The sequence below is a fragment of the Streptococcus sp. oral taxon 064 genome (assembly GCF_001683375.1).
GTDB lineage: Bacteria > Bacillota > Bacilli > Lactobacillales > Streptococcaceae > Streptococcus > Streptococcus oralis_S.
The window spans coordinates 696,355-716,899 of record NZ_CP016207.1 but is presented as its reverse complement, the minus strand read 5'-3'; the positions used below and the strand labels follow the sequence as shown (position 1 = coordinate 716,899).

22 protein-coding genes are annotated in these 20,545 nt (G+C 38.8%); 5 read left to right on the top strand and 17 right to left on the bottom strand.

The genetic code is table 11. The features are described from left to right. Positions 1–18: 18 nt before the first annotated feature. The gene (locus AXF18_RS03605; protein WP_000995722.1) at positions 19–681 is read right to left on the bottom strand and encodes a ComF family protein; all 663 of its coding nucleotides are present in this window, start codon (positions 679–681) and stop codon (positions 19–21) included. Next, positions 678–1,976: a DEAD/DEAH box helicase gene (locus AXF18_RS03600; RefSeq protein WP_002880469.1), complete on the bottom strand. Its 1,299-nt coding sequence runs from the start codon at positions 1,974–1,976 to the stop codon at positions 678–680. The genes AXF18_RS03605 and AXF18_RS03600 overlap by 4 nt, the downstream gene beginning before the upstream one ends. A gap of 56 nt (positions 1,977–2,032) precedes the next feature. Here AXF18_RS03600 and AXF18_RS03595 point away from each other — a divergent pair, with 56 nt between their 5' ends. From AXF18_RS03595 to cysK, 3 genes are all read left to right on the top strand, one after another. Beyond that, positions 2,033–2,668, top strand: coding sequence for a YigZ family protein (locus AXF18_RS03595; RefSeq protein ID WP_000395750.1), 636 nt, complete (start codon positions 2,033–2,035; stop codon positions 2,666–2,668). Between the two features lie 15 nt (positions 2,669–2,683). Next, complete coding sequence (locus tag AXF18_RS03590) at positions 2,684–3,127, top strand: PH domain-containing protein (protein WP_000863902.1); 444 nt, start codon at positions 2,684–2,686, stop codon at positions 3,125–3,127. A gap of 96 nt (positions 3,128–3,223) precedes the next feature. Then, the gene (gene cysK / locus AXF18_RS03585) at positions 3,224–4,150 is read left to right on the top strand and encodes a cysteine synthase A (RefSeq protein WP_000158482.1); all 927 of its coding nucleotides are present in this window, start codon (positions 3,224–3,226) and stop codon (positions 4,148–4,150) included. Between the two features lie 103 nt (positions 4,151–4,253). Here the strand turns inward: cysK and tsf are convergent, their stop codons facing one another. The 12 genes from tsf to AXF18_RS03525 form a co-directional block, all read right to left on the bottom strand. Beyond that, positions 4,254–5,294: a translation elongation factor Ts gene (tsf, locus tag AXF18_RS03580; RefSeq protein WP_000808059.1), complete on the bottom strand. Its 1,041-nt coding sequence runs from the start codon at positions 5,292–5,294 to the stop codon at positions 4,254–4,256. A 78-nt stretch (positions 5,295–5,372) separates the two neighbouring features. After that, a complete protein-coding gene (rpsB, locus tag AXF18_RS03575; protein WP_000268475.1) occupies positions 5,373–6,152 on the bottom strand; it encodes a 30S ribosomal protein S2 in 780 nt (259 codons plus the stop codon). Positions 6,153–6,376: 224 nt separating this feature from the next. Further along, positions 6,377–7,585 (bottom strand): peptidoglycan hydrolase PcsB, encoded by a 1,209-nt coding sequence (gene pcsB, locus AXF18_RS03570; protein WP_049501303.1) that lies wholly within the window; start codon positions 7,583–7,585, stop codon positions 6,377–6,379. Between the two features lie 93 nt (positions 7,586–7,678). Further along, on the bottom strand, positions 7,679–8,173 hold the full coding sequence (gene mreD, locus AXF18_RS03565; RefSeq protein ID WP_049501302.1) for a rod shape-determining protein MreD: 495 nt from the start codon (positions 8,171–8,173) through the stop codon (positions 7,679–7,681). Between the two features lie 2 nt (positions 8,174–8,175). Further along, positions 8,176–8,991 carry a rod shape-determining protein MreC gene (gene mreC, locus AXF18_RS03560; RefSeq protein ID WP_049501301.1) on the bottom strand — a complete coding sequence of 272 codons (816 nt, stop codon included), beginning with the start codon at positions 8,989–8,991 and terminating at the stop codon, positions 8,176–8,178. 60 nt (positions 8,992–9,051) lie between these two features. After that, entirely contained in the window at positions 9,052–9,846 is a 795-nt protein-coding gene (locus AXF18_RS03555) for an energy-coupling factor transporter transmembrane protein EcfT (protein ID WP_000377885.1), read from the bottom strand. Further along, positions 9,839–10,678 carry an energy-coupling factor transporter ATPase gene (locus tag AXF18_RS03550; RefSeq protein ID WP_049501299.1) on the bottom strand — a complete coding sequence of 280 codons (840 nt, stop codon included), beginning with the start codon at positions 10,676–10,678 and terminating at the stop codon, positions 9,839–9,841. Before AXF18_RS03550 ends, AXF18_RS03555 begins: the two co-directional genes overlap by 8 nt. Beyond that, entirely contained in the window at positions 10,663–11,490 is an 828-nt protein-coding gene (locus AXF18_RS03545) for an energy-coupling factor ABC transporter ATP-binding protein (protein WP_049501298.1), read from the bottom strand. Before AXF18_RS03545 ends, AXF18_RS03550 begins: the two co-directional genes overlap by 16 nt. Continuing rightward, positions 11,487–12,032 carry a CDP-diacylglycerol--glycerol-3-phosphate 3-phosphatidyltransferase gene (pgsA, locus tag AXF18_RS03540; RefSeq protein ID WP_000712146.1) on the bottom strand — a complete coding sequence of 182 codons (546 nt, stop codon included), beginning with the start codon at positions 12,030–12,032 and terminating at the stop codon, positions 11,487–11,489. The genes AXF18_RS03545 and pgsA overlap by 4 nt, the downstream gene beginning before the upstream one ends. Before the next feature lie 10 nt (positions 12,033–12,042). Then, positions 12,043–12,864 carry a cytoskeleton protein RodZ gene (gene rodZ / locus AXF18_RS03535; RefSeq protein WP_065371484.1) on the bottom strand — a complete coding sequence of 274 codons (822 nt, stop codon included), beginning with the start codon at positions 12,862–12,864 and terminating at the stop codon, positions 12,043–12,045. A gap of 35 nt (positions 12,865–12,899) precedes the next feature. Further along, positions 12,900–14,183, bottom strand: a complete 1,284-nt coding sequence (locus AXF18_RS03530; RefSeq protein WP_065371483.1) for a pitrilysin family protein — start codon at positions 14,181–14,183, stop codon at positions 12,900–12,902. Further along, positions 14,180–15,430 (bottom strand): pitrilysin family protein, encoded by a 1,251-nt coding sequence (locus AXF18_RS03525; RefSeq protein WP_065371482.1) that lies wholly within the window; start codon positions 15,428–15,430, stop codon positions 14,180–14,182. Before AXF18_RS03525 ends, AXF18_RS03530 begins: the two co-directional genes overlap by 4 nt. A 160-nt stretch (positions 15,431–15,590) precedes the next feature. On the opposite strand from AXF18_RS03525, the gene yaaA reads away from it, so the two are divergent. Both yaaA and recF read left to right on the top strand, forming a co-directional pair. Next, entirely contained in the window at positions 15,591–15,959 is a 369-nt protein-coding gene (gene yaaA / locus AXF18_RS03520) for a S4 domain-containing protein YaaA (RefSeq protein WP_000455880.1), read from the top strand. A 2-nt stretch (positions 15,960–15,961) separates the two neighbouring features. Next, positions 15,962–17,059 carry a DNA replication/repair protein RecF gene (gene recF, locus AXF18_RS03515; RefSeq protein ID WP_000266687.1) on the top strand — a complete coding sequence of 366 codons (1,098 nt, stop codon included), beginning with the start codon at positions 15,962–15,964 and terminating at the stop codon, positions 17,057–17,059. 153 nt (positions 17,060–17,212) lie between these two features. Here the strand turns inward: recF and tnpA are convergent, their stop codons facing one another. The 3 genes from tnpA to trpS all read right to left on the bottom strand — a co-directional run bounded on the left by tnpA (position 17,213) and on the right by trpS (position 20,536). Continuing rightward, the gene (gene tnpA / locus AXF18_RS03510; RefSeq protein ID WP_000057440.1) at positions 17,213–17,677 is read right to left on the bottom strand and encodes an IS200/IS605 family transposase; all 465 of its coding nucleotides are present in this window, start codon (positions 17,675–17,677) and stop codon (positions 17,213–17,215) included. 192 nt (positions 17,678–17,869) lie between these two features. Beyond that, the gene (gene guaB / locus AXF18_RS03505; RefSeq protein ID WP_000073416.1) at positions 17,870–19,348 is read right to left on the bottom strand and encodes an IMP dehydrogenase; all 1,479 of its coding nucleotides are present in this window, start codon (positions 19,346–19,348) and stop codon (positions 17,870–17,872) included. A gap of 162 nt (positions 19,349–19,510) precedes the next feature. Beyond that, a complete protein-coding gene (gene trpS, locus AXF18_RS03500; RefSeq protein WP_000165451.1) occupies positions 19,511–20,536 on the bottom strand; it encodes a tryptophan--tRNA ligase in 1,026 nt (341 codons plus the stop codon). Positions 20,537–20,545: the final 9 nt, after the last annotated feature.

Here is a 20,545-nt window from a genome sequence, read left to right as displayed (position 1 = left end):
ATTTTGCAAATTTTTTCCTCATCTTACAAGGGAAAAAGTTTTAACTTCCAAAGCACCTGCTTCTTCCAAAAGTCGTTTCACACGATTCACAGTTGCCCCTGTTGTATAGATGTCATCAATCAGCAAAATCTTCTTGGGAAGTGAGATTCCATCTTTAATAAAAAATGGAATTTCAGTAGCTAACCTTTCTAAACGGCTTTTAGAAGAACTAGCACTCTCTTCTCTTTTTCCTAATATATCTTTGAAAGAAAAGCCTGCTGCCTCAACCAAACCTTCGACTTGGTTAAACCCCCTCTCAAGCAATCTTTCAGGGCTTAGGGGAATCAACACAAATTGATATCCTCTATACTTTTTCAGCTCCTCAGCAAGAACAGAAGCAAAAACCTTTCTAAGCAAAAAATCGCCATCAAACTTATATCGACTGAAAAAGTCTTTCATAGCTTGATTATAGGTAAAGATTGCCTTATGATCAACCTGAATTCCTTCTTTACACCAAAGTTTACAATCTTGACACTTAGTTGACATGCCTGTTTTCATACAGTTTGGGCAATAATTCTCACCAATCCTCTCAAAACTAGAAGCACAAGCTGAGCAAAGATAACTGCAATCATCCTTCAAAAGGAAGAGACTGCTAAAAGTCAGCTCACTCTTTGTAGTCTGGCCACATAATAAACAGTTCATAACCCTGCCTCCTTATTCATATTCTTGATTTCCTTGATTGCCTTTTTGATGGAAGCATTTAATCCATCATGAAAGAAGAGCAACTCACCAGTTGGTCTGTCCATACTGCGTCCAACTCGCCCTCCAATCTGAATCAAACTAGACTTGGTAAAGAGACGATGATTAGCTTCTACTACGAAAACATCCACACAAGGGAAGGTAACCCCGCGTTCCAAGATTGTCGTACTGATCAGTATTGTTAGTTCTCCATCTCGAAAAGCTTGCACCTGCTCTAATCGGTCTTCTGTCACAGAAGACACAAAGCCGATATTCTCATTCGGGTACTGCTCCTTCAAGATTTCTTTTAGTTTTTCACCTTTCTTAATCTCTGATGCAAAAATCAGTAAGGGATAACCTGTTCTTCTCTGTTTCTCAATATAAGTCTTTAACTTGGTTGACAATTGATTTTTCTCTAAACAGCGATTAAAATCCGATAACCAGACTGGTTTAGGAATAATCAAAGGATTTCCATGAAACCGTCTCGGCAAGCTTAATCTTTTTAATTCCCCTGTGCGAACCTTCCTATCTAACTCATCTGTAGAAGTTGCCGTAAGGAATATCCTCAATCCATCCTCCTTTACACTATTCTTTACAGCATAGTAAAGCATAGTGTTGTCAACATAAGGAAAGGCATCTACCTCATCCACTATCAACAAATCAAAAGCATGATAAAATTTTAATAACTGATGAGTTGTTGCAACTACTAAGGGAGTTCGAAAATAGGGCTCTGATTCGCCATGGAGTAGCGCTATATCGCAAGCAAAGTCATTCTGCAGTCGCTTATACAGTTCTAAACACACATCAATTCGAGGACTGGCCAAACAAACTGCACCACCATCATCAATCACTTTAGCCACAACTTGATAAATCATCTCTGTCTTTCCAGCTCCTGTCACAGCGTGAACCAAGGTTGGCTCTTGCTTGTCTACCGCCTGAAGCAGTCCCTCTGACACTTTTTCTTGAAAAGGTGTTAACTGACCACGCCATTTGAGGACGTCTTGCTTAGGAAAATCCTCTTGAGGAAAATAGTATAAAGCTTTATCACTCCTGATTCTCTTCATCAGTAAACACTCCCTACAATAGTAAGCGCTGATAGGCAAATACCATTCTTCTAGAATCAAACTATTACAACGTTGACAAAACAGTTTCCCCTTCTCTTTTCTCATTGCTGGCAGTCTCACTGCTTCCTGTCGTTCTTCTTCCGTTAATTCTTTCTCAGTAAACAAGCGACCGAGATAATTTGGATTTACTTTCATACTTTAATATTCGTAAAAATATAGCGCTTTAGGTAATTTTTTAGTACAATTAAATCATGGAATTTAGAACAATTAAAGAGGATGGGCAGGTCCAAGAAGAAATCAAAAAATCACGCTTTATCTGTCATGCCAAGCGTGTCTATAGTGAAGAAGAAGCTCGTGACTTTATCACTGCTATCAAAAAAGAACACTACAAAGCCACCCATAACTGCTCTGCTTTTATTGTAGGGGAACGCAGTGAGATCAAGCGTACGAGTGATGATGGCGAACCTAGTGGTACTGCTGGAGTCCCTATGCTTGGCGTCTTAGAAAATCATAATCTTACCAATGTCTGCGTAGTAGTTACTCGTTACTTTGGTGGAATTAAGTTAGGCGCTGGAGGTTTGATTCGTGCTTACGCAGGTAGTGTGGCCTTGGCTGTCAAAGAAATTGGCATTATTGAAATCAAAGAGCAGGCTGGCATAGCCATTCAGATGTCTTACGCTCAGTATCAAGAATATGGCAATTTTCTTAAAGAACATCATCTCATGGAGCTGGATACAAACTTTACAGATCAAGTTGATACAATGATTTATGTTGATAAGGAAGAGAAAGAAAATATCAAGTCTGCTCTTGTAGAGTTTTTTAATGGAAAGGTTACTTTAACAGATCAAGGTTTACGAGAAGTTGAAGTTCCTGTAAACTTAGTGTAAACAAAGGAGAAATACATGGCGTTTGGAAAATTTATTCAAGGACTTGCTGGTAACTTCAGCGAGGAAAACAAAGAGACTCTTATCAAAGAATATGGTCAATATCTACTAGAGAATGAAGAAATTCAAAGTGGATATAAACTTATTCGAGATTCAATCATCTTTACAAATATCCGTATTATTTTTACAGATAAGCAAGGTGCCACTGGTCGCAAGGTGTCTGTTAAGTCACTCTTTTTGATGAACATTGTAAACGTTGAAATGGAAACTGCTGGAGCAGGTATAGATGATAGTGAGATTAGAATCACTTATTTAGAAAATATCTTTCTAAAAGCACACAATGAGCACCTGAGTTTCCATAAATTTGAATTCCCTAAAAAAACGGACATCCTTCCGCTTTACACCTATTTATTAGAATTGGCTTATCACAATCGATTAAAAATTAATGGCTTAGACCTTTGATATAAAAAAATCCTATCACTTTGATAGGATTTCTATATTTTACAAATAGCTTTAAGCGCGTTATACTAGTATCATCTTATACAAAGAGGTATATCTATGACTATTTATAATAATATCACTGAACTAATTGGACAAACACCGATTGTTAAACTTAACAATATTGTTCCAGAGGGTGCTGCAGATGTCTATGTTAAACTAGAAGCTTTTAACCCTGGATCGTCAGTAAAAGACCGTATTGCCCTTAGCATGATTGAAAAAGCAGAACAAGATGGTATTCTAAAACCGGGAGCTACTATTGTTGAAGCAACGAGTGGAAACACTGGTATCGGTCTTTCATGGGTTGGTGCCGCTAAAGGATATAAAGTTGTTATCGTCATGCCTGAAACGATGAGTGTGGAACGACGTAAGATTATCCAAGCCTATGGTGCTGAACTCGTCCTTACTCCTGGTAGCGAAGGAATGAAAGGGGCTATTGCCAAAGCTCAGGAAATCGCCGCTGAACGAGACGGCTTCCTTCCACTCCAATTTAATAATCCAGCTAATCCAGAAGTGCACGAAAGAACAACAGGAGCTGAAATACTGGCTGCTTTCGGTTCTGATGGACTAGATGCTTTTGTGGGTGGTGTTGGTACTGGTGGAACGATCTCAGGTGTTTCTCACGCTCTCAAAACAGCAAATTCAAACATTCAAGTTTATGCAGTTGAGGCAGACGAGTCAGCTATCTTGTCTGGGGAAAAACCAGGACCTCATAAAATTCAAGGAATCTCAGCTGGATTTATTCCTGAAACGCTTGATACAAAAGCCTATGATGGTATTGTCCGTGTAACGTCAGATGATGCTCTAGCCCTTGGCCGTGAAATTGGTGGAAAAGAAGGCTTCCTTGTTGGGATTTCTTCAGCTGCAGCGATTTACGGGGCAATTGAGGTTGCCAAGAAATTAGGTAAAGGTAAGAAAGTCCTTGCTTTAGCACCAGATAACGGCGAACGTTATTTGTCTACAGCACTCTATGAATTTGAAGTGTAGCCTCCTAAATGCACTTAGCCCTTATTAAAGGGCTTTTTGTTTACTCATACAGACTCTACTCTCTAGACAAAAAGAAGAAGGAAGCAATTTGCTTCCTTTTCTATTAGTTATTCAAGGCTGCTGCCATTGTAGCTGCAACTTCTGCTTCAAAGTCGTTTGCAGCTTTCTCGATACCTTCACCAACTTCAAAGCGAGCGAACTCAACTACTGAAGCATTTACTGATTCAAGGTAAGCTTCAACTGTCTTGCTGTCATCCATGATGTATACTTGTGCAAGAAGTGTGTATGCTTGGTCAACTTTGGTGTTGTCAAGCATGAAGCGGTCCATTTTACCTGGGATGATTTTGTCCCAGATTTTTTCTGGTTTGCCTTCTGCAGCCAACTCAGCTTTGATATCAGCTTCAGCTTGAGCAATCACTTCATCAGTCAATTGTGCTTTTGATCCATACTTCAAGTGTGGAAGAGCTGGTTTACCAACCATTGCACGGCTTTCGTTATCTTGGTCGATTACGTGGTTCAATTGTGCCAACTCATCTTTAACGAATTGCTCATCCAATTCTTTGTAAGAAAGAACTGTTGGTTTCATCGCAGCAATGTGCATTGAGATTTGTTTAGCAAGCGCTTCGTCTCCACCTTCGATTACAGAGATAACACCGATACGTCCACCATTGTGTTGGTATGCTCCGAAGTGTTGTGCATCTGTTTTTTCAAGCAAAGCAAAACGACGGAATGAGATTTTTTCACCGATTGTAGCTGTTGCAGATACATATGCAGCTTCAAGAGTTTCACCTGAAGGCATTGTCAAAGCAAGAGCTTCTTCGTTGTTAGCTGGTTTTCCTTCAGCGATTACTTTAGCTGTTGCGTTTACCAAGTCAACGAATTGAGCGTTTTTCGCAACGAAGTCAGTTTCGGCATTTACTTCAACTACTGCTGCAACGTTACCGTTAACAAATACACCAGTCAAACCTTCAGCTGCAACACGGTCAGCTTTCTTAGCTGCCTTCGCCATACCTTTTTCACGAAGCAATTCAATCGCTTTTTCGATGTCACCGTCTGTTTCTACAAGCGCTTTTTTAGCGTCCATAACACCGGCACCAGATTTTTCACGCAACTCTTTTACAAGTTTAGCTGTAATTTCTGCCATTTTGATTCTCCTATATTTTTTAAAAATAGGAGAGCTGGGCTAGGCCCCGCCCTCCTAGGTAATTACTATTTATATGAATTAAGCGTTGTCGCCTTCTACAACTTCAACGATTTCTTCGATTGAGTCAGCTTGAGCTTCTGAAGCTGCAAATTCTGCTTCAACTGCTGCTGCGTCTTCACCTTGACGTCCTTCGATGATAGCGTCAGCCAATTTAGCTGTGATCAATTTAACAGCGCGGATAGCGTCATCGTTAGCTGGGATGATTACATCGATATCGTCTGGGTCAGTATTTGTGTCAACCATCGCTACAACTGGGATACCCAATTTTTTAGCTTCTTTAACAGCGATTTGTTCTTTATGTGGGTCAACTACGTACATTACATCAGGGATACGAGGCATGTCTTCGATACCACCCAAGAATTTTTCAAGACGTGCACGTTGTTTGTTAAGAAGTGCAACTTCTTTCTTAGGAAGAACGTCGAAGATTCCTTCTTCTTCCATACGTTTGATTTCTTTCAAACGAGCGATACGTTTTTGGATAGTTCCCCAGTTAGTAAGAGTTCCACCCAACCAACGGTGGTTGATGTAGTATTGACCTGAACGTTCTGCTTCTTCTTTAACAGCGTCAGCAGCTTGTTTTTTAGTACCAACAAACAATACAACTGCATCGTTAGCTGCAGCATCACGCATAAAGTCGTATGCTTGGTCAGCGTATTTTACAGTTTGTTGCAAGTCGATAACGTGGATTCCGTTACGCTCAGTGAAGATGTACTTAGCCATCTTAGGGTTCCAGCGACGAGTTTGGTGACCAAAGTGTACACCAGCCTCAAGAAGTTGTTTCATTGAAATTACTGCCATGAGTATTTCTCCTTTTTGTTTTTTTCCTCTCCTCGACTTCAACTTGCAAAACGACCCGAGGGCAACAGTCTCACAATTCATCAAGAATGAGTATTATCGTTTACACGACAAGTTTCATTTTATCACATTTTAGCCATATTTTCAAGTGGTTTTGATATATTTCGGCCTTGCTTTCGATAAAAAATAATAAAAGAGACTCGCATCGAGCCTCTTCGTTTCATTCATTAGTTTGGATAGATGTAAGTAACATAACCTTCAGAAGTTGTAGTTGGGTTGAACCATCCACGTTTGTTACCGATTGTACGATTTCCACCATAGTTTGATTCTGATACTTGAATGCTAGTTGATGATGAAACTGCTGTAACAACCGCTACGTGTCCATATCCACCGTCATTCCAACATGCAATCGCACCAACTTGTGGAGTTGATCCAGTACGGAATCCTGCAGCTGCTGCACTTGTAGCCCACTGCGCTCCGTTACCCCAGTAATCTCCAGCCCAAGGTGCTAATGTTTTAGCTCCCCAAGTACATTCACCAGTTGGATAACTTGAAGCATTTGTACTGTATGTTGGACGTTGTCTAGTTGGAGTCGGAGCAGGTGCTGGAGTGTAGCTTGAATCATCATCTGATGAAGAGCTTGAAGTTGCTTGCACTTGATCTGAAAGTGTTGTATTTCCAGAAGCAACAACTGATTGTTGTTGGCTTGTTTGACGTGCTTTATAAGCCGCTTCTGCTTCGGCTGCTGCTTTCGCTTCTGCCTCTGCTGCTGCTTTTTGTTCCAATAAAGTAGCTTTATCGCTTTCTGCAGTAGCTTTCTCTGCAGCAAGGTTTAACTCAGCAACTTTCAACTCTGCTTGTTTTGTTGTCAATGCTTGTGCATCGTCAGCAAGCGTTTGTTGGTTCGCAATGACAGTGTTGATTGCTTCATTGTTTGCAACCTGTTTTTCAGCGATAGATTTCTTATCAGCTTTCTGTTGTTCCAACATTTTGTTGTTAGCTGATACAATCTCGCTCATTGCTGCAACACGTGAAATAGCTTCTGTAATTGATTTTGAGTTTACAATTGTATTGATATAGCTAGTTGCAGCACCGTTTGTTTGTGCACTACGTGCTTGTTTTTCCAAAGATTCATTACGAGCAACAATGTTCTTAGAAAGCTCTGTAATTTCTCCTTCAAGTTTTTTAGATTCAGCTTGTAGAGTTTCGTTCTCAGCTTCCAAGTTTGTTTGTTGAGTTTGGATAGCTGTAACTTGCGTTTGGATTTCATCTACTTGTTTTTGAGCTTCTTTTTGTTGAGATGTCAAATTACTAATCTTACTATCTTGAGCAGCAATTTTTTCATCAGTTGTTTCAGCATGAACAGTTGTTAATACCGCCGCTTGTGAAACCAATACTGTACTTAACAAAAGTGACGCTAAGATTTTTTTCTTCATATTATGTAGATACTCCTTCTATTTAAGACATTACTAGTATACCAAAAAAAGACATAATAAATATTACGCCTTTGTTACATTTTTATTTCTTTCTTATAGATAACATTTTTCAAAAATATATTGGAAAACAAGCATCCATAAAAAGTTTAAAATCATTGATGGGACAAGGCTATAGACGATGAAAACTGGCATCGATTCTACTGTAAACCCCATAGCAAGAGCGAGGAGATAGCTCCCCATATCAAATAGGAAACTCATCACAACTATTGTTAACATTCTTGTCCAACGGTTTAGCAAAATTACACTATTAAATTTATGGAGTGAAGCACCTATTAAGATAAATAGAAGCGTCGCAATTCCTATCAAGTGGAAAAAATAGATATCGTACACCAAACCCACTATACAGCAATAAGCTAGATAGAGATATTCTGAAACCTCTATTGTCTCAAACAAGAGAAATAAAAACAGAAAATGACTTGCTAAATGAAAGTGAGGGAAGAAGGATCCCGCTAATTGTCCAATATGTGCATCAATTAGTACGACAAAAGGGAGTAAAAAGAAAATACCAATTTGTTTTAACAGTCTCATTGCTAATTCCCCACTAACTCTACCACATGAAGATTTTTGGTGTCAGCACTTAACTTTACTGTTACTTCCTTTGTTAGATAATCACTGCTGTGTGTTGTAGCAACAACCTCGCCAACAGGAATATCCTTAACATTAAAGTTTCCGAGCCCCCCTGTCGTCACCTTGTCTCCCGCGCTAATTTCACTGTTACTATTTAATTGGCTAATTTTAAGCAGTTCTGACTCCTTATCATAACCAACGATAATCCCGTAAATTTCAGTAGAGCCATGCAGGATTTTAACAGAAATTTTGTCTGAATTTTCGGTATTTGTCAATAGATTGACCGTTGTTGAATGATCCTCCACCTTTGAAACACTACCAATCAAGCCCCCGTTTGCAATGGCCAACATATTTTCAGAAGCTCCTTTTGAACTTCCCGCATCAATTGTTAACTCTTGTTTCCAAGATACTGGAGCTCGCATAATCACATCTGCTGCAATGGTTTTTGTAGCCTGCAATTTTGACTTCATATCCAGCAACTGACGTAATTGTTCATTTTCATTTTTTAAACTTTCTGATTGATTAGACTCCACCTCTAGTTGATAGAGCTGTTTTTTTAGACTCTCATTTTCATTGTAAGTCTGCGTCAAATGTCCCAAATCCGATTTGAAAGTATCAAACCACTGAAAGGGTTTTTGAACAATTCTATCTACTAAGGAAATCCCATCTCCTAGTTTCGTCACAATAGCGCTTGAATAGGTTGTCACTAATAGAACAGAAACTGCCAGAACTGTGACAAAAACGATGATTAGATATTTTGATTTTTTAAAACGGTTCATATTCCTACCTTTATACTAAAAACCTGCTACTGTGAGCTTCTTATCAATCCTACAAACCTACTAAGATTTTAAGAAAAATAAGAAACATCCCAGTATCAAAATCACAAGAATTGCCAGTGTATCCTTTTGACTCCATCTCAATTGTCTATACTGACTTCTACCCTTTCCTCCCTGATAACCACGCGCTTCCATCGCTATTGCCAATGAATCTGCACGCTTTAAGCTCGTCGCAAAAAGAGGAATTAAAATTGGAATCATAGCCTTTACTTTTTGAACGATGCTGCCTTCGCCAAAGTCAACTCCACGGGCTTTCTGAGCATTCATAATTCGCGTCGTGTCATCCATCAATGTTGGAACAAAACGCAAACTCATTGATAACATGAGGCCAATTTCATGAACGGGAACTTTCACACGTTTTAGCGGTGCTAAAAGAGCTTCAACTGCGGTTGCCAGACTCAAAGGCATGGTCGTTAATGTTAGCAAGGTTGAAAAGAAAATAATCAACACAAAACGACAGAAAATGATTCCTGCTTGTTGCAAAGCATAATCCGTTATTCTTATAAAAGAAAACTCAAATAGGACATTTCCACTTGAAATGAAAAAGAGCTGAAAAAGAGTCGTAAAGGCGATCAAAAAGAACATGGATTTTAATCCCTGAACGAAAAATGAGAGAGAAACGCCCGATAATGCGATAAATATACCTGTCGCTACAAACAGAACGAGATTGGTGAGAGGATTATTGGCCCAAAATACAATCAAAATCAGCAGGATCATGGCAAGCAATTTACTACGTGGATCCAAGCGATGAATGATGGAATCTCCTGGTATATAACGCCCTAAAATCATACTATCCATTTAGCGACTCCTTAAACTCCTCTATCTTGATTGGCAGTTTTTTAAAAGCTACACCTCTATCTGCCAAACGCTTACAAAAGGCTGTGATTTTAGGCACACCTAACTGTACCTTTTCCATAGAGGCTACATCTTGAAAGACATCACTTGGTTTGCCACTTTTGACCAAACGCCCCTTTTCCATAACATAAACCTGATTAGCATATGCAGCTACATCATCCATCAAATGCGTTACCAGAACGATTGTCATTCCAGAAAGGTGGAGTTCTTTAAACAAGGTCATCAATTCTTTTCTGCCCAAAGGATCAAGCCCTGCTGTCGGCTCATCCAAAACCAAAACAGTTGGCTCCATCGCTAGCATACCTGCTATAGCCACACGTCTCATCTGGCCACCCGAAAGTTCAAACGGGCTACGCTCAAAGAGTGACTCATCGATGCCTACCAAGGCTAACTTTTCACGCGCAATTTTCTTGGCCTCTTCCTCAGAAACTCCAAAATTTTGCGGTCCAAATGCAACATCTTTCAAAACAGTCTCTTCGAAAATCTGATTTTCAGCAAATTGAAACACTAGACCAACCTGCTTTCGAATCTGACGAATTTCTTTATTGGTTGATGTAGGGGTAATGACAGTATCAAAAACTCGAACAGAACCCTTACTTGGTACCAATAGGCCATTTAAAAGCTGTAAAATCGTTGATTTCCCACTACCTGTGTGCCCTACCAAAGCCGTATAGGAACCATCCTCAATCGTCAAGGAAACATCAGTCAAGGCTGATGAAGATAGGGGAGTCCCCTCTTGATAGGTAAAGCTCACATTTTCTAGAGTAATTCCCATAACTTGTCCTCTAGCTCTCTTTCTGTCAAATAGCCATCCGGCAACTGATAGCCAGTCTCTCTCAAAGAGCCTCTCAATTGATTAGCAAAAGGCTCATCTAACCCTATCTGGTCAAGGTCATCCCGAGAAAAAAGTTCTCTTGGGCTACTGGTTGACTCCACTTGGCCTTTTTTCATGACCAAGACACGGTCACTCATCGCAACTTCCTCTAAATCATGTGTAATGGAGACGACTGTCATCTGGTGGTCTTTTCGAATCTCTTGAACTGTCTGAATCAGTTCTCTGCGTCCCTCAGGATCCAACATACTTGTAGCCTCGTCCAAAATCAAAATAGCTGGTCTCAGGGCAACAACTCCCGCAATAGCCACACGCTGTTTTTGTCCACCAGATAAACGAGCTGGTTCTCTATTCTTAAAGTCCAGCATCCCTACCAACTCCAAAGATTCGGCCACTCTCTTCTTCATTTCTTCACGAGGAAGTCCCTGATTTTCTAAACCAAAGGCAACATCATCTTCAACAGTCGCCCCCACAAATTGGTTATCTGGATTTTGAAAAACCATACCAATTTGTCGACGCAAGTCCCAAACATTCTCAGAGGACAACAATTGCCCATCTATCCAGATTTCCCCAGACTCTGCTTCAAGCAATCCATCAATCAAACGGATAGTTGTCGATTTCCCACTCCCGTTATGACCTACAATCGAAAGCCATTCTCCCCGTTTCACGTGAAACGAGACATTATTAACATCATAATGATCCTGGTCTTCCTTATAACGAAAAGACAGATCTTTTACTTCAATAATCGATTTCATTTTGAACCAAATGTTCCTTTGAATACATGAGCGCTACCCTTAAAATAATCATAACCAGAGTAGATAGTGAAAAACAAAGCGATATAAAGCAACAGCTGACCAATTAAATTCCAATGTAAGAGCAAAAAGATAATGGCAAACATCTGACTAAAGGTCTTGATTTTCCCTGGCATAGCTGCTGCTAGAACTGTCCCTCCCGTCTCAACAAGCAACAAGCGCAAGCCTGTCACCGCAAGTTCACGACAAATGATAATAGCAACAACCCAAGCTGGAGCCATACCTAACTCAATTAACATGATAAAAGCTGACATAACCAACAGCTTATCAGCCATCGGATCTGCAAATTTTCCAAAATTGCTGACTACATTCCATTTACGAGCAAGGTAGCCATCAAGATAATCCGTTACACTAGCAACTGCAAAAATTATCGCTGCTAGCAAATGACCGCCTTGTGAATGGCCCAAAGTCAAAATAAGAATAAAGAGAGGTATAAAGAGAATTCTACCAATAGTTAATACATTAGGAATTTGTTCTTTTTTCATTGATTTTTCCTTAATCTGTAGTAAATGTAAGTGTTACAGTTCCAGTCTGAGTTGTCAGCTTCGAAGTATCAATCGTTTGATTGTCCACAGTCACAGTAACTCCCTTCACTACACCTAAAGTAATGGCAACGGGATTCTTAGTTGAAACTGTTGTTTTTGCATTCTTATTGTCTGCGGATAGTGTCACACCACCCTCCAGCTCACTTCCTGAAACACTAACCCAACTAGCTTCATCTGAAACTGCCAATTGAACAGTAGCGGTTTCCTTATTCGTTTTATACCGAGCTTCAATGCGGTTTCCTTCGCCTGACACTGTAATAGTTGATTCCGTAGTAGAAGACGAGCTAGACGTCTGACTACTAGAAGATGAACTAGATGAGGTGGTTGAACTAGTCGAGCTCACAACACTATAATTAGCTGAAGAAGGACTTGGCTGAGTTTGGATGTAGTTCCAGACATAGTAAGTGACAAAAATTAAAATTGACAAAGCAAATAGGACGAAATAAAACAAGGGGAGATAAGACGTTTTTTTCTTATTTGACCGTCTGCGACCAGACAAGTCTTCTTCATCGACATCTACCTCTTCATAAGTGATCATACTACCTGAATCATATGCATCCAAAACAATTCTTTCATCTAACTCTACTGCCCAGGCATATTTTCTTAAAAAAGAACGAGCATAGAAGGTACTAGGAAGTTGATCAAAATCATCTGCCTCCATAGCTTCTAGAAAATGCAACTGAATTTCAGTTTTTTCCTGCAATTCTTCTAAACTCAATCCCTGGTTAATTCTAGCTAAACGTAGAACATCGCCAATTGTTTTTTTTCTCATACGTACCATTCCTTCTTTCTAGTATTAGTTATCTTTTAAGCTGGAAAGATTGTAAAATCAACTAGATCACCATTATCAATCAAACGATGTCCAGCTTCTAGAACATCCTCCAAAGTAATTTCCTGTAAAATTTTCGGAAAATCAAAAATTGTTTCTCCGCGATCCATCGGATCGTATTGAGTTGCAATAAATTCCAAAGAGTTCATGCTACTGAAAAACTCACCAAACATCTCACTCTTAACAAGATCTAAATGCTCCTCGGTAATATCCGCATCACTACTAAACTGACGAATCGCTTTACGAAATTGATGTGACAGAGAAACAGGCTCTTTGGTGTCCATTGTCAATATCACAAAATGAAAGCGACTATTGACTTCAACCTCAAGTGACAAAGACGCGTCTAACTTCCCAGACTCATATAACCTTTGAAAACGATCAGAAGTCCAACCAAACATCATCGTAAATAGTAATTTCAATAAAATATTGTAACGATAAGACTCAGCTTCTGCTATTTGCCCATTACCTCTAATCGCAACAGCAAGTTTTGGTGAAGAAACTTCCATCCGAAGACTATCTGTTTGCTTCACAGGCTGTAAGGGTAGTTGCTCTTTTGTAACTGTAAACTGTTCTAGAGTCTTCTTTTCCTTTTTCGAAAAGTATTCCTCAACAACTTTTACATCAATATTTCCAACTAAAAACAGTGACATGTTGACAGGTTTGTAAAAGTCTGTAAAGTTCTCTTTTAAATTTGAAACTTGAATCTCAGAAATTGATTTTTCACTTCCAACTATATCTGTTGCTAAAGGAGTATCAGGATAAAGGTTGGCTAATGTTGCAAAAAACAAACGTGAGTCTGGATCATCTTGGTACATTTCTCGTTCTTGCTGGATAATAGCCTGTTCCCTAAAAACAGACTCTTCTGTAAAATGAACATCTCCAACTAACTCATCTAGCAAATCTAAATTCTCTAATAGATGGTCAATTGTTGAAAAAAGATAGCTGGTCTTAGTAAAGCTTGTAAAGGCATTACTGTCCGCACCTAATCGAGTAAAAGCAGCCATTATATCCTCAGAATTTTCTCTTTCAAACAATTTATGTTCAAGAAAATGTGCAATTCCTGCTGGATGATGACGTAAACCTTTTTCCAAACTTGTATAAGTTGCATCTACAGAACCAAATTGAACTGTTACAATCCCATAAACCTCATTGAAATCTTGCTTAGGGAGTAAAGAAACTGTCAACCCATTTGACAATTGTGTTTTGTAGACTGTTTCCTTTACAGCAGGATAGTATTTTTCCTCAAAAGTAACCTTTGTCATTCTACTCCTTCCATAAAGTAAATCGCTTGTAACTTTAAACTGTTGGCAGCTTTACATACAGCTTCTTTCTCAACATTCTCTAATTTTGCCACCAATCGATCCATATCAAAGCTTGATTTTCCAAATAGAGCATTCAAATAGACTCTTTCAACTAGGGTCTGTTGATTATCTTGAGCCATCAACAAAGATCGTCGAATCATCTCCTTTGTTTGTTCAAGCTCAAAATCTGTAAAGTTACCCTTTTTCAGATCTAGCAATTGATGATTCATCATTTTTCTAGCCTGATTTCGATTTTCTCTATCAATACCCGCATACATCCTTAACAGACCACTAAACAAATCCAATTGACTAGAGACTGTGTAGGCTATTCCAGCATTTTCACGAACGTTTGTAAAAAGTTTTGAATGTGCAAATTCACCTAACAAACCATTCATCACAAGCATGGGCAAATGCTCATCATCACCATATTTTACAGGAGAATGATAGCCTAATTCCAAAATAGATTGCCCAACATTCCTCTGAAACATTCCTTCTCGTAGAACATTCGAATAAGATTGATGGTACTGGATAGTGACGCCGTTCTCTCTAGCTGTAAAGGGTAATGATTTCAGTGATTCTGTAATTTCTACTTCGTTGAAGTCACCTAAGAAAAAGAAATCAATACGATCATTTTTCAGAGCATTTTGAAAGCACGTGTAGCTACTTTCCGGAGACTCATTTGAAATGCTATTTCGTAAATCACTGTATCTCAATTGAAGACGCTCATCATGGAAGAACAAGCTATCCAACTCCTTATGAGCAAAATAAAATGAATCATCCATATCAGTAGCTAAACTAGCCAATAACTGTTTTCTTTCAATTTCAAATAGGGCTGGCTCAAAAGCACTATCTTGAGCTAAGGGAGCAAATAAAGTCTGTTTCACCAATTCCAAAATTCGAGAAGTCAAGACATTTTTTTTACTCAAGAACTCATCTCGCACGTAGGTAAATGTTAAGTCAAGAATATGTGCCTGTCCTCTACGATAAGCACTTGTGGAAATATCTGTTCCATATAAACTTGCCAAGTATCTGCGAAATGCTTGTGATGTGGGATAAGCTTTATTTGCCGTCTCCAACATACTTGCACTTAACATGCGTCCTGCTATTGTCTCAAGAGATAAGGGAGCAGTAAAACGAATAGTGATTTTATTTGTTTTAAACTTTTTGGATTGAACAAAATGTGCTGAAATTCCAGGCACTAATTCCATACCTTACCTCCTTACATATAGAGTTCTATTATACCACGAAAATCAAAATTTTTCTTGTTCTCTTTATAGCTTTAAAGAGTAAAACCGTTTTCATTTCAACTAACTTTCCTTCAGCTATTTCAAGGAAAATATGGTATAATACCAAAGATTGAGGTGAATTATGGAATACAAATTATTTGAAGAATTTATTACGCTCCAAGCCCTCCTAAAAGAACTTGGAATTATACAAAGCGGTGGTGCTATCAAATCCTTTTTAATGGATCATCAAGTTTACTTTAATGGTGAGTTAGAAAGTAGACGTGGGAAAAAAATTCGTGTTGGAGATACGATTGACATTCCTGATTTAAAGATTGACATCACCTTGACACAACCAAGTTTAAAAGAGCAAGAAGAGTATCAAGCAGATAAGATTGAGAAAGAGCGAATTGCTAAACTTGTCAAAGAGATGAATAAAGGTGTCAAGAAAGAAAAACAAAAAACTTCTTCATCACCTAAAACCAAACAAGTTCCACGTTTTCCAGGAAGATAACCATGTGGCTCCAACATTTAACAATTAAAACCTTTCGAAACTACAAAGAGGCAAAAATTGATTTCAATCCAAAATTAAATGTCTTTCTAGGTCAAAATGCACAAGGAAAAACCAATATTCTAGAGGCAATCTATTTCTTAGCCTTGACACGTAGTCATCGGACTCGTACAGATAAAAATCTCATTCATTTTGATAACGAGCAACTCCATCTTTCTGGCTTGCTACAGAAAAAAACAAGCTCTATCCCTCTAGAAATTGATTTAACACCAAAAGGGCGTGTGACTAAGGTCAATCACTTAAAACAAGCGCGCCTATCAGACTACATTGGACATATGAATGTTGTCCTCTTCGCGCCTGAAGATCTCCAGCTAATTAAGGGAGCACCTTCTGTCCGTCGAAAGTTTATAGACATCGAACTGGGACAAATTAAACCAATCTACTTGTCAGACTTGTCAAACTATAACCATATACTCAAGCAGAGAAATACTTACCTAAAATCCAGCCAAAAGATTGATGAAACATTTCTGTCAGTCTTAGATGATCAGTTAATAGATTATGGTTGTCGCGTTATAAAGCATCGGATAAAATTCATTAAAGACTTAGAGAAATTTGGCCAAAAAAAACACTTAGAAATTTCAAATAAATTAGAAGAACTGTCAATATCTTATCAATCATCTGTCAACTTCACTAATGAAGAACAGCTAACAAGTTCCTTTAAAATTGCTTTAGATAAAAGCAGATCCAGAGATTTATTTAAAAAGAATACTGGAGTTGGCCCTCATCGAGATGATATTTCTTTTTATATCAATGGTATGGATGCTAGTTTTGGAAGCCAAGGTCAACATCGTAGCCTTGTTCTTTCTATAAAACTGGCGGAAATTGAGCTAATGGAAAGTATTACCAATGAGTCTCCGATACTACTGCTTGATGATGTTATGAGCGAACTTGACAATACACGGCAACTAAAATTACTAGAAACCATTTCTCAATCTATCCAAACCTTTATTACAACAACAAGTTTAGACCACTTACAAAACTTGCCAGAAAACCTTAGTATTTTCAACATTCAAAATGGTAAAATTTCTGTAAATCAACATTGACAACTTTGTAAATCATAACCACCCGTCTAACGGGTGGTTTGCACCAGGGCTATAAGCCCAAATCACCAGCCAGCGCCTAAAGACGCTGGCTTTCACGTTGTTCAAGCCTCATTGCTCTTGACTCGTCACTTGCCTCTTAAAGAGACCTTGGTACTACTTACCACTATCCCTAAAGGGATCCTCATATTCTTTTACACTTAATTTATCTAGTGCTATATCATGCTTTTCCTGTTCTTGAATATATTTCTTAATTGTGGCTTCATTAAGCCCTACTGTACTTACATAATAACCTTCTGCCCAGAAATGCCGATTCCCAAACTTGTACTTGAGGTTGGCGTGTTTGTCAAACATCATGAGTGCACTTTTACCTTTTAAATACCCCATGAAACTTGAAACACTTATCCTCGGTGGAATACTGACTAACATATGTACATGGTCTGGCATTAAGTGACCTTCGATAATCTCAACACCTTTATAACTACATAATCGATGGAATATTTCTCCCAAACTACTTCGATATTGATTATAAATTACTTTTCGTCTATACTTAGGGGTGAACACAATGTGATATTTACACATCCACTTTGTGTGTGATAAACTATGTGCCTTTTGTGCCATATTTTTCTCCTTTCGCTTTACAATTGGCTTGAACACCTTTATTGTATCGCGTTTGGAGTTTTTTGGTATAACCTTCGATGCGCACCCGCATAGCGGGTGGTTTATTTGTCTCGCACCTTGCGGAGCGAGACGGACTAGTAGTCACATAATAACAAAAAGAACTCCTGAAAATCAGGAGTTCTTTTTTACTACTTACATAGAGTAGTTTGGTGCCTCATTAGTGATTTGTACATCATGAGGATGGCTTTCTTTTAGACCAGCCCCAGACATTTCAATAAATTGTGCATTATCATGTAGTTCTTTAAGGTTAGCTGCACCACAGTAACCCATACCAGAGCGAATACCACCAATCATTTGGAAGACAATATCAGCTGCTGCGCCTTTATAGGCAACACGGCCTTCAATTCCTTCTGGAACAAGTTTGTTTGCTTCATTGACAGAACCTTGGAAGTAACGGTCACTTGAACCTTTCTTCATTGCAGCGATTGATCCCATACCACGGTAAGTCTTAAACTTACGTCCTTGGAAGATTTCCGTTTCACCTGGTGCTTCGTCTGTTCCAGCGAACATTGATCCAAGCATAACCGCATTTCCACCTGCAGCAAGGGCTTTTACAATATCTCCAGAATACTTGATTCCACCATCAGCAATGATTGTTTTTCCATATTCACGCGCAACTGCTGCTGCATCATAGATTGCTGTCACTTGTGGGACACCAACCCCTGCAATCACACGAGTAGTACAGATAGAACCTGGTCCGATACCGACTTTGACAACATCTACACCTGCATCATAAAGAGCACGCGCACCTTCAGCAGTTGCAATATTACCTGCAATCAAAGTGCGGTCTGGGAAGTGAGCACGAATTTCAGCAATTTTACGTAGAACCCCAGCAGAGTGACCATGTGCAGTATCAATTACAATCGCATCCGCTCCTGCTTCAAAAAGAGCCTCTGCACGTTCAAATGTATCTGAAGTGACACCTACCGCACCAGCAACTAGAAGACGACCAAACTCATCTTTTGCTGCATTAGGAAATTCAATTACTTTTTCGATATCTTTAATAGTAATCAAGCCAGAAAGACGACCTTCTTCATCAACCAAAGGAAGTTTTTCAATACGGTGTTCTTGAAGAATGCTTTCAGCTGTTGCAAGATCTGTACCAACAGGAGCAGTAACAAGATTTTCACTAGTCATATGGTTTGAGATTGGCTGATTGTAATCTGAAATAAAGCGAAGATCTCGGTTTGTTAGAATACCAACCAATTTACGATTTTCAAGTGTCTCCACAACTGGAACACCACTGATACGGTAACGTCCCATCAGTTCATCTGCTTCAGCAATCGTGTGTTCTGGAGTCAAGAAGAATGGATCAATAATAACACCATTTTCAGAACGTTTTACCTTACGAACTTCATCTGCCTGTTGCGCAATAGACATATTTTTATGGATTACTCCAAGACCACCTGCACGAGCAATGGCAATAGCCATTTGACTTTCTGTGACTGTATCCATGGCGGCTGTTATAATTGGGATATTTAAAGTCAGATTATCTGCCAATTTTGTTGTTAAATCTGCATCATTAGGCAACACATGACTTTCTGCTGGAATGAGCAATACATCATCAAAGGTAAAACCTTTTTTTAAAAATTTAGTATCCCAATTAGACATTGAAGTTTCCTCTTTTCTTTCTTTTTGAGCTTGACTCTTTTTGTATTGTATCTATCATACCATTCTATGAAAATTTGTCAATTATATTTATGGTAGAAATCATAAAAAAACTATCCCTGTGATCCTATGGAAGAGATAGCTTTATGATTCATATTTTATCTATTATTTAAAATAATTTAGTCCCATTGCTCCTTTAACCTCAGATAGGGTTTGCCCCGCAACCTCACGCGCTTTTTCACTACCTTTTTGAAGCATATTGTACACTTCTCCCATATCCTTAGCAAATTCGATACGGCGCTCACGAATAGGACCAAGTTCGAGTTCTAATATTTCAAGTAGATAACGTTTCGTCTTTACATCACCAAGACCACCACGTTGATAATGTTCTTTCATATCTGCAATGTCTTGAGCATCTTCTGGACGACCAAATACATCTAGATAATGGAAAACCATATTTCCTTCAATCTTACCTGGATCCTCAACCCGAATATGGTCTGGATCAGTATACATGCTCATGACTTTTTTACGCAACGTATCCACATCATCAGCTAGATAAATACCATTATTAAGGGATTTAGACATTTTAGCATTTCCATCTAAACCTGGCAAACGCCCTGCCCTCTCATTTTCTGGATAAATACCTTCCGGCTCCACCAAGACCTCACAATTATAAGCATGATTAAAGGAACGAACAATCTCACGAGTTTGCTCAATCATTGGTTTCTGATCTGTCCCAACAGGAACATAATTAGCCTTGAAGGCAGTAATATCTGCTGCTTGCGCAATTGGATAAACCAAAAATCCTGTCGGAATACTTTCTCCAAACCCTTTTTGAGCAATCTCTGTTTTTACTGTCGGATTCCGTTCCAAACGAGCTAGTGACACCAAATTCATATAGTACATAGATAATTCAGCCAACTCTGGAATTTGGCTTTGAATAAAGATAGTTGATTTACTTGGATCTAATCCAACTGCTAGGTAATCTAAGGCAACATTCCCAATCGATTCTACAATCGTTTGAGGGTCTTTGGCGTGATCTGTCAATGCTTGTTGGTCCGCCAAAAAAACAAACATGTCATACTTGTCTTCTTCCTGCAGTAATACTCTATTTTTAAGACTCCCAACATAATGTCCAATATGCAGTTTTCCTGTTGGGCGATCTCCTGTTAAAATAATGGGTTTCGTCATTTTTTTCTC

What these genes read in the sequence shown, in the direction of transcription:
- AXF18_RS03605 (WP_000995722.1), bottom strand. Translation starts at nt 681, where the DNA reads ATGAACTGTTTATTATGTGGCCAGACTACAAAGAGTGAGCTGACTTTT.
- AXF18_RS03600 (WP_002880469.1), bottom strand. Translation starts at nt 1,976, where the DNA reads ATGAAAGTAAATCCAAATTATCTCGGTCGCTTGTTTACTGAGAAAGAA.
- AXF18_RS03595 (WP_000395750.1), top strand. Translation starts at nt 2,033, where the DNA reads ATGGAATTTAGAACAATTAAAGAGGATGGGCAGGTCCAAGAAGAAATC.
- AXF18_RS03590 (WP_000863902.1), top strand. Translation starts at nt 2,684, where the DNA reads ATGGCGTTTGGAAAATTTATTCAAGGACTTGCTGGTAACTTCAGCGAG.
- cysK (WP_000158482.1), top strand. Translation starts at nt 3,224, where the DNA reads ATGACTATTTATAATAATATCACTGAACTAATTGGACAAACACCGATT.
- tsf (WP_000808059.1), bottom strand. Translation starts at nt 5,294, where the DNA reads ATGGCAGAAATTACAGCTAAACTTGTAAAAGAGTTGCGTGAAAAATCT.
- rpsB (WP_000268475.1), bottom strand. Translation starts at nt 6,152, where the DNA reads ATGGCAGTAATTTCAATGAAACAACTTCTTGAGGCTGGTGTACACTTT.
- pcsB (WP_049501303.1), bottom strand. Translation starts at nt 7,585, where the DNA reads ATGAAGAAAAAAATCTTAGCGTCACTTTTGTTAAGTACAGTATTGGTT.
- mreD (WP_049501302.1), bottom strand. Translation starts at nt 8,173, where the DNA reads ATGAGACTGTTAAAACAAATTGGTATTTTCTTTTTACTCCCTTTTGTC.
- mreC (WP_049501301.1), bottom strand. Translation starts at nt 8,991, where the DNA reads ATGAACCGTTTTAAAAAATCAAAATATCTAATCATCGTTTTTGTCACA.
- AXF18_RS03555 (WP_000377885.1), bottom strand. Translation starts at nt 9,846, where the DNA reads ATGGATAGTATGATTTTAGGGCGTTATATACCAGGAGATTCCATCATT.
- AXF18_RS03550 (WP_049501299.1), bottom strand. Translation starts at nt 10,678, where the DNA reads ATGGGAATTACTCTAGAAAATGTGAGCTTTACCTATCAAGAGGGGACT.
- AXF18_RS03545 (WP_049501298.1), bottom strand. Translation starts at nt 11,490, where the DNA reads ATGAAATCGATTATTGAAGTAAAAGATCTGTCTTTTCGTTATAAGGAA.
- pgsA (WP_000712146.1), bottom strand. Translation starts at nt 12,032, where the DNA reads ATGAAAAAAGAACAAATTCCTAATGTATTAACTATTGGTAGAATTCTC.
- rodZ (WP_065371484.1), bottom strand. Translation starts at nt 12,864, where the DNA reads ATGAGAAAAAAAACAATTGGCGATGTTCTACGTTTAGCTAGAATTAAC.
- AXF18_RS03530 (WP_065371483.1), bottom strand. Translation starts at nt 14,183, where the DNA reads ATGACAAAGGTTACTTTTGAGGAAAAATACTATCCTGCTGTAAAGGAA.
- AXF18_RS03525 (WP_065371482.1), bottom strand. Translation starts at nt 15,430, where the DNA reads ATGGAATTAGTGCCTGGAATTTCAGCACATTTTGTTCAATCCAAAAAG.
- yaaA (WP_000455880.1), top strand. Translation starts at nt 15,591, where the DNA reads ATGGAATACAAATTATTTGAAGAATTTATTACGCTCCAAGCCCTCCTA.
- recF (WP_000266687.1), top strand. Translation starts at nt 15,962, where the DNA reads ATGTGGCTCCAACATTTAACAATTAAAACCTTTCGAAACTACAAAGAG.
- tnpA (WP_000057440.1), bottom strand. Translation starts at nt 17,677, where the DNA reads ATGGCACAAAAGGCACATAGTTTATCACACACAAAGTGGATGTGTAAA.
- guaB (WP_000073416.1), bottom strand. Translation starts at nt 19,348, where the DNA reads ATGTCTAATTGGGATACTAAATTTTTAAAAAAAGGTTTTACCTTTGAT.
- trpS (WP_000165451.1), bottom strand. Translation starts at nt 20,536, where the DNA reads ATGACGAAACCCATTATTTTAACAGGAGATCGCCCAACAGGAAAACTG.